The organism is Agathobaculum desmolans ATCC 43058, assembly GCF_000701665.1.
Lineage (GTDB): Bacteria > Bacillota > Clostridia > Oscillospirales > Butyricicoccaceae > Agathobaculum > Agathobaculum desmolans.
The window spans coordinates 65,141-72,436 of record NZ_JNJN01000006.1 but is presented as its reverse complement, the minus strand read 5'-3'; the positions used below and the strand labels follow the sequence as shown (position 1 = coordinate 72,436).

At 55.0% G+C, this 7,296-nt stretch carries 10 protein-coding genes; 9 read left to right on the top strand and 1 reads right to left on the bottom strand.

From position 1 onward, the window contains the following. On the bottom strand, window positions 1-277 hold a 277-nt coding region (locus T363_RS15425; RefSeq protein WP_031473167.1), incomplete at its 3' end, for a helix-turn-helix domain-containing protein. A 309-nt stretch (window positions 278-586) separates the two neighbouring features. On the opposite strand from T363_RS15425, the gene T363_RS0103180 reads away from it, so the two are divergent. The 9 genes from T363_RS0103180 (at window position 587) to atpD (ending at window position 7,295) form a co-directional block, all read left to right on the top strand. Then, window positions 587-844, top strand: coding sequence for an AtpZ/AtpI family protein (locus T363_RS0103180; protein ID WP_161645938.1), 258 nt, complete (start codon window positions 587-589; stop codon window positions 842-844). A gap of 5 nt (window positions 845-849) precedes the next feature. Beyond that, entirely contained in the window at window positions 850-1,224 is a 375-nt protein-coding gene (locus T363_RS0103175) for an ATP synthase subunit I (RefSeq protein ID WP_242840217.1), read from the top strand. A gap of 3 nt (window positions 1,225-1,227) precedes the next feature. Then, window positions 1,228-1,959, top strand: a complete 732-nt coding sequence (locus tag T363_RS0103170; RefSeq protein WP_031473161.1) for a F0F1 ATP synthase subunit A — start codon at window positions 1,228-1,230, stop codon at window positions 1,957-1,959. Between the two features lie 67 nt (window positions 1,960-2,026). After that, the gene (atpE, locus tag T363_RS0103165; protein WP_031473158.1) at window positions 2,027-2,296 is read left to right on the top strand and encodes an ATP synthase F0 subunit C; all 270 of its coding nucleotides are present in this window, start codon (window positions 2,027-2,029) and stop codon (window positions 2,294-2,296) included. Between the two features lie 46 nt (window positions 2,297-2,342). Beyond that, complete coding sequence (gene atpF, locus T363_RS0103160) at window positions 2,343-2,840, top strand: F0F1 ATP synthase subunit B (RefSeq protein ID WP_051643053.1); 498 nt, start codon at window positions 2,343-2,345, stop codon at window positions 2,838-2,840. 4 nt (window positions 2,841-2,844) lie between these two features. Continuing rightward, on the top strand, window positions 2,845-3,387 hold the full coding sequence (gene atpH, locus T363_RS0103155) for an ATP synthase F1 subunit delta (protein WP_031473154.1): 543 nt from the start codon (window positions 2,845-2,847) through the stop codon (window positions 3,385-3,387). 90 nt (window positions 3,388-3,477) lie between these two features. After that, window positions 3,478-4,983, top strand: coding sequence for a F0F1 ATP synthase subunit alpha (atpA, locus tag T363_RS0103150; protein WP_031473152.1), 1,506 nt, complete (start codon window positions 3,478-3,480; stop codon window positions 4,981-4,983). A gap of 20 nt (window positions 4,984-5,003) precedes the next feature. Then, window positions 5,004-5,870 carry an ATP synthase F1 subunit gamma gene (gene atpG / locus T363_RS0103145; protein ID WP_031473150.1) on the top strand — a complete coding sequence of 289 codons (867 nt, stop codon included), beginning with the start codon at window positions 5,004-5,006 and terminating at the stop codon, window positions 5,868-5,870. Between the two features lie 27 nt (window positions 5,871-5,897). Next, window positions 5,898-7,295, top strand: coding sequence for a F0F1 ATP synthase subunit beta (atpD, locus tag T363_RS0103140; RefSeq protein ID WP_031473148.1), 1,398 nt, complete (start codon window positions 5,898-5,900; stop codon window positions 7,293-7,295). Window position 7,296: the final 1 nt, after the last annotated feature.

The following is a 7,296-nucleotide window of genomic DNA, read 5'->3' as shown; positions in this document are numbered from 1 at the left end:
CCTCTGCACGTAGACGCTGATTTTCTGCAATGAGGTCTTCCTCTACATCCTTGGAAATCTTATGAGGACGGCCTGTAGCTGCTCGACCACGCCGCTCAATATACAAGCCTTCTGGACCTTCGGTCAGATAGATTCGTTCCCAGTCCTGTACTCGCTTGTGGCGGATCCCGAATCTCTCAGCTGTTTCTGTGCAGCTGAGATTTTCTTTCCTCATAGTTTCCACTACCAGTTTCTTGAATTCTGGTGCATATCGTTTTTGTGAAACTCCCTTTGGCATAAAAAATCACCCCATCTGTTAGATAGTATATCATACTGTCTAACAAATGGGGTGCAGTTCAGTTTCCGCTGCTTTTTTATTTTTTGCTTGCGGATGGATGGTATATAGGGTGATAAAAAATTATTGCACTTAGACAATATGTATAATGTATTGCCGGTTCGTAAAAATATTTTAGAAATTTTCGATAAAAAGTGTTTGCCTTTTTCCTCTTGTTAGGTATAATAGAAACGATATGCGGGAGAGGGAGCAGTTGATTTAAAAGGATAAACTGTACTCGAATATCAAATCTGGTATAACGGGGGAATGCGGTTGCAAAAAGGAAAGGGTAATTGGAGCGTGCTGCGCTATCTGATTTATTTCAGTCAGGTAGGTATTACGGTGGTCGTGCCGCCGGTGCTCTGCTGCTTCGGTGCGGTTTGGCTTCGGAACCGCTTCGGATGGGGCAACTGGGCCGTGATCGCCGGTATCCTGCTCGGTATTGCAGTTGCAGCCTGCAGTCTGCGGGATTTCCTGCGGTTTACCGAGCGCAAAGCCAGAGAACGCGAAAAGGAGGAAAAGCTGCCGTGACGGGAATGGAGATCGTGCGCGAGGAAACAAGGCGGATGCTGCGTGGGATGCTGCCGCTGACGGTGATCGCCTTCGGTGTTTTTATCCTGTGCGGAGTCAGTCCGGTGAAAGCGGGCGTCAGTCTGCTGGCAGGTGCGTGCTATTCGCTACTGCTGTTTCGGATGATCGGCAAAAGCGCTGCCAAGGCCGTGCTGTTTCCGCCGGCACAGGGCACGCGGATCGTGCGGCGCGGATATTTTTTCCGCTATGTGCTGACCGGGGCGGTTGTGGTCGCGGCGATCAAAATGCCATTTCTGCATGCACTGGCGGTGGTTATACCGTTGTTTTTCCCAAAAATCATTATTCTCTGGTCCGATGCAGTCCATAGGAAAGGAGGTTGAACCGTGGGAGGAATAAATATTACCGGCCCCGAAATATTGTGGGAGCTGCCGGAAAGCATTCCGCTGATCGGGGGACAGCCAATTACGGAAACCATGCGCAATGCGTGGATTGTTATGCTGTTCATCTTCTTGTTATGTGTGTTTTTAACCCATCGGATGGAAAAAGTTCCGAAGGGCAAGCAGGCATTGGCAGAAAAGGCGGTCATGATGATCGACAATCTGGTGGACGGTACCATGGGACCGGGCTGCCGTTCGTTCTCGCCTTACATTGCAACGCTGCTGATGTTCTCGTTCTGCGGCTCGCTGGCATCGCTGTTTTTCATGCGCCCTGTCACGGGCGACCTGAACACAACGCTGGGCTGGGCGCTGATTACCTTTGTACTGATTACTTTCAATAAGATTAAGTACAACGGTATCGGCGGTTATCTTAAGGGGTTCCTTGAGCCGGTATTTGTTATGGCGCCTCTGAATGTGCTCAGTGAGGTTGCAACGCCGGTTGCAATGTCGTTCCGTCATTTCGGTAATATTGCAGGCGGTCTGGTTATTTCCACCCTGCTGATGGCGGCAATGGGCGCGCTGAGCGACCTGATCCTCGGCTTTTTGCCGGTGCCGCTTCTGCAAATCGGTTTGCCGGGTATTTTATCACTGTATTTTGATGTATTTACCTCGGCGATGCAGGCGTTCATTTTCAGTATGCTGACAATGGCCTACGTTGGTGATGCGCGCAGCAGTTAAAAGCAGCTGCCGTACCATTTATTCAAATTTATCTAAAAACAAAGGAAAATTTCAGGAGGAATAAACTATGGATCCCAAAGCTTTTGTAGCAGGTATGTCCGCTCTGGGTGCTGGTCTGGCCATGATCGCCGGTATCGGCCCTGGTATTGGTGAGGGCTATACGGCTGGTCAGGCCTGTGCAGCCATCGGCCGTCAGCCGGAAGCACAGGGCGATATCACCCGTACGATGATCCTCGGTATCGCAATGGCCGAGTCCACCGGTATTTACGCGCTGGTTGTAGCGCTGATCCTGCTGTTTGCCAACCCGTTTGTTGATATGTCTGCGGGCAAGTTCTGATCGAACACGGCAAGGATCACTTCCACCCAGGAAGGAGGGTAAACCTGTGGGAAATGTTTTGCCGTTTGTAGGTTTTACACCGTGGGAGATCATCGTAACGATCTGCAACACGCTGATTACCTTTTTGGTCATCAAAAAGTTCCTGTTTAAGCCGGTGCGCAAAATGATGGCCGCCCGCGAGGAGGAAGTGCAGACCATGTACACCGCCGCGGAAAAGGCGCAGACAGAGGCTGAACAGCTTCGCAGCGAATACACCGAGCGCCTGTCCAAGGCGAAGGAGGAAGCAGCCGAGATCGTCGGCTCTGCCACCCGCCGTGCAACGGTGCGCAGTGAGGAGATCCTCAAGGAGTCTTCGCAGCAGGCTGCCGCAATGATGAAGAAGGCAGAGAGCACCATTGAGCAGGAGCGCAAAAAGGCGATGAACGAGCTGAAGGATGAGGTCGCCAGCCTGTCGGTGATGATTGCCTCCAAGGTTGTCGAGCGTGATGTCAACGAGGCGGATCACGAGCGCTTCATCGAAGACTTTATCGACAAGGTAGGGTGAGTACGTGGCTGATATTGTAAGCGAACGCTACGCCCTGTCGCTGTACGAGGTGGCAGCGGAAGACGGGAAGGCCAAGGCCTTTCTCGACGAGCTGACCGCGGTCTGCGAGGTGTTCAAGCGGGAACCCGATTTTTTGAAAATGCTCACAACGCCTTCGATCGGTCTGGAGGACAAGCATAAGGTGCTCCGCACGGTATTGGAGGGCAAAATCGAGCCTTTTCTGCTCAATTTCCTCATGCTGATCACGGAAAAGGGCCGCGTCGGTCTGATCCACGATATGCGGGAGGCATATAAAGAGCATTATTATTTTGAAAACGGCATTGTAGAGGTGCGCGCGATCACGGCAAAGCCGCTGAGCGCCGCATTGACAGACAAGCTGAAGAGCAAAATGAGCGCCGTGACCGGCAAACAGGTGGTGCTGGAAACCTCCGTGGATGAGAATCTCCTCGGCGGTATTGTGGTCAAGCTGGGTAATGAACAGTTTGATACCAGCCTGCGCACCCGCCTGCATGAAATTGCCGCACGGCTGACCAATACGATTGCATAGGCGGAACTTCGGCACGCCGCAGCGGCGGCTCTCCCGACAGGGGGGTACGGTGCGGCCGGCAGAAGTTTGTCTGAGAAAGTAGGTGACATGATGGAATTACGCCCCGAAGAGATAAGCAATATTATCAAAGAGCAGATCACGCATTATCAAAGCCAGATCAAGCTGACTGACGTGGGCACGGTCGTCACCGTAGGTGACGGTATCGCGCACGTGCACGGGCTGGAGAACTGCATGTCCGGTGAGCTGCTCGAGTTTCCGGGCGGTGTATACGGTATGGCGCAGAACCTGGAAGAGGATCTGGTCGGTGCTGTTATTCTGGGTTCGGATCAGGAGATCCGCGAGGGCGATACAGTAAAGCGTACCAAGCGTATTGTAGAGGTGCCGGTAGGCGAAGCAATGCTTGGCCGCGTGGTAGACGCGCTGGGCAAGCCGATCGACGGCAAGGGCCCGATCCATACGACCGAGGCGCGGCCGATCGAAAGCCCGGCGCCCGGTATTATCGAGCGTGCGCCGGTTAATGTGCCGCTGCAGACCGGTATTAAGGCGATCGACTCCATGATCCCGATCGGCCGCGGGCAGCGTGAGCTGATCATCGGCGACCGTCAGACCGGCAAAACCGCGATCGGTCTGGATACGATCATCAACCAGAAGGGGACTGGCGTAATCTGTATCTATGTTGCGATCGGACAGAAGCGTTCGACCGTGGCACAGGTGGCGGAAACGCTGCAGCAGAACGGTGCGATGGATTATACCTGCATCGTTGCGGCAACGGCATCCGAATCCGCGCCGCTGCAGTATATCGCACCGTATGCGGGCTGCTCGATCGGCGAATATTTTATGCATAAGGGCAAGGATGTCTTGGTCATTTATGATGATCTGTCCAAGCACGCGGTTGCTTACCGCGCCCTTTCGCTGCTGCTTCACCGTCCGCCAGGACGTGAGGCTTATCCCGGCGATGTATTTTATCTGCATTCCCGTTTGCTGGAACGCGCGGCCAACATTCAGGACGGCGGCTCGCTTACCGCACTGCCGATCATCGAGACGCAGGCCGGTGACGTTTCGGCATATATCCCGACCAATGTCATTTCGATCACGGACGGTCAGATCTTCTTGGAGACCGAATTGTTCAACTCGGGCATTCGTCCAGCGGTCAACCCGGGTATTTCGGTATCCCGTGTCGGCGGTAATGCGCAGATCAAGGCCATGAAAAAGGTTTCGGGCACGCTGAAGCTGGCGTATTCGCAGTATCGTGAGCTGCAGGCCTTTTCGCAGTTCGGTTCGGATCTGGATGCGGACACCAAAAAGCGTCTGGCACAGGGCGAACGTATCGTGGAGGTGCTCAAGCAGCCGCAAAACAGCCCGATCCCGGTTGAAAAGCAGGTTATCATTATTTTCGCTGTGGTTTCGGGACAGCTGCTGGATATTCCGTCCGACCAGATCGGCGCATTCGAGCGCGAGCTGTTCGAGTTTGTGGACAGCGTATACGGCGATATCCCGGAGACCATCCGTGCGACCCGGCAGATCGACGATGACATCAAGGAAAAGCTGACGAAGGCCATCGAGGAATTCAAGGTCAAGTTCCTTTCCGAGCATTGAGGCGGAAGGAGGACTGAACAATGGCTTCCGGAAACATGAAGGACATCAAGCGCCGTATTAAGTCGGTGCAGTCGACCATGCAGATCACCAAGGCGATGGAGCTGGTAGCCTCGTCCAAAATGCGCCGTGCGAAGGAGCGCGCGCTGGCGGCGCGGCCGTATTTCAACACGATCTATCAAACGATCACGCGGCTGGCTGCGGCAACGCGGGATAACAGCTCGGTTTATACCCGTCCGCGTGAGGTGAAAAACAGCCTGTTCGTGGTGATCGCGGGTGACCGCGGTCTGGCAGGCGGCTACAATGCCAACCTGTTCAAGCTGGCAGCGGCGCAGATGGACGGAAAAAACGCGCAGGTCATCACAATCGGCAAAAAGGCGCAGGAGCATTATGCCAAGCGCGCTTGGCCGGTGACGCAGGATTACCCCGGCATTGCCGAGACGATGAAGATCAGCGATACGCATGAGATCGTCTCGCAAATGCTTGAGTTGTTCCGCGGCGGCGCGGTCGATGAGGTTTACCTTTGCTATACGCGTTTTATTTCGCCCCTGCAGCAGGAGCCAACCTGTATTCAGGTGCTTCCCGCAAGGTTTGATGCGCAGGAGACCGAACCGGCGTCCGGCCCGCAGGTGCTGACGGAATATGATCCGTCGCCTGAGGCGGTGTTTGATGCGGTCATCCCGGAGTATCTGTACGGCGTGCTGTACGGCGCAGTGGTGGAAAGCTACTGCTCGGAGCAGTCCGCGCGCCGTATGGCGATGGAGGCAGCGTCCGATAATGCGGGTGAGATGATCGAAAATCTGAACCTGTCCTATAACCGTGCCCGTCAGGCGGCCATCACGCAGGAGATCACCGAGATCGTTGCAGGCTCGGGCGAGGTCGGCGCGTAGGATTGATAAGAATTAGGAGTTTTGCCAATGAGTGAGCAGAATATTGGCACCGTTGTCCAGATTATTGGACCGGTGCTGGACATTAAATTTGCTGCTGACGCACTGCCCAAGCTGCTCAATGCCATCACGATCGACAACAGCGGCCGCGTGATCACGGTCGAGGTTGCGCAGCACATCGGTCAGGATACCGTGCGCTGCATTGCGATGGAATCGACGGACGGCTTGGTGCGCGGCATGCAGGCGGTCGATACCGGCGGACCGATCACGGTGCCGGTAGGCGATAAGAATTTGGGCCGTATTTTCAACCTGCTCGGTCAGCCGGTGGATAATAAGCCGGCGGTCGAGGGGGAGGAGCGCTGGCCGATCCATCGTCCCGCGCCCTCGTATGAGGAGCAGGAATCCACGACCGAGATCCTTGAGACCGGCATCAAGGTCATTGACCTGATCGCCCCGTATGCCAAGGGCGGTAAAATCGGCCTGTTTGGCGGCGCAGGCGTCGGCAAGACGGTCATTATCATGGAGCTGATCAATAACATTGCCAAGCAGCACGGCGGTATTTCGGTATTTACCGGCGTTGGTGAACGCACCCGTGAAGGCAATGACCTGTATAACGAGATGCAGGAATCCGGCGTTATCAACAAGACGGCGCTGGTTTACGGTCAGATGAATGAGCCGCCCGGCGCGCGTATGCGCGTGGCGCTGAGCGGTCTTACTATGGCGGAGTACTTCCGCGATGTGGAAGGGCAGGACGTGCTGCTGTTCATCGATAATATCTTCCGTTTCACGCAGGCGGGTTCCGAGGTTTCCGCGCTGCTCGGCCGTATGCCGAGCGCCGTAGGTTATCAGCCGACGCTGGCGACCGAGATGGGCGCTCTGCAGGAGCGCATCACCTCGACCAAAAAGGGTTCGATCACTTCCGTACAGGCGGTTTACGTGCCTGCGGATGACCTGACCGACCCTGCGCCGGCAACTACCTTCTCGCATTTGGATGCAAAGGTCGTTCTGTCGCGTGATATTGCGTCGATGGGTATTTATCCGGCGGTGGATCCGCTGGACTCTTCCTCGCGTATCCTGACGGCGGATGTAGTCGGCATCGAGCATTATGAGGTTGCGCGTGCGGTGCAGTCTATTTTGCAGAAGTACAAGGATCTGCAGGATATCATTGCTATTTTGGGTATGGATGAGCTTTCCGATGAGGATAAGCTGACGGTAGCGCGTGCCCGTAAGATCCAGAACTTCCTGTCGCAACCGTTCAGCGTGGCAGAGCAGTTTACGGGCTTTGAAGGCAAGTATGTGCCGGTAGCGGAGACCATCCGCGGCTTCCGCGAGATTCTGGACGGTAAGCACGATGATCTGCCCGAGTCGGCGTTCCTGTTTGCCGGCACCATCGACGAGGTCGTGGAGAAGGCAAAGAAGGGGGCATAAT

Bases quoted from the DNA above. Each gene is read 5' to 3' on its own strand.
- T363_RS0103175 (WP_242840217.1), top strand. From the start codon at position 850: ATGGAGATCGTGCGCGAGGAAACAAGGCGGATGCTGCGTGGGATGCTG.
- atpE (WP_031473158.1), top strand. From the start codon at position 2,027: ATGGATCCCAAAGCTTTTGTAGCAGGTATGTCCGCTCTGGGTGCTGGT.
- atpA (WP_031473152.1), top strand. From the start codon at position 3,478: ATGGAATTACGCCCCGAAGAGATAAGCAATATTATCAAAGAGCAGATC.
- atpG (WP_031473150.1), top strand. From the start codon at position 5,004: ATGGCTTCCGGAAACATGAAGGACATCAAGCGCCGTATTAAGTCGGTG.
- atpD (WP_031473148.1), top strand. From the start codon at position 5,898: ATGAGTGAGCAGAATATTGGCACCGTTGTCCAGATTATTGGACCGGTG.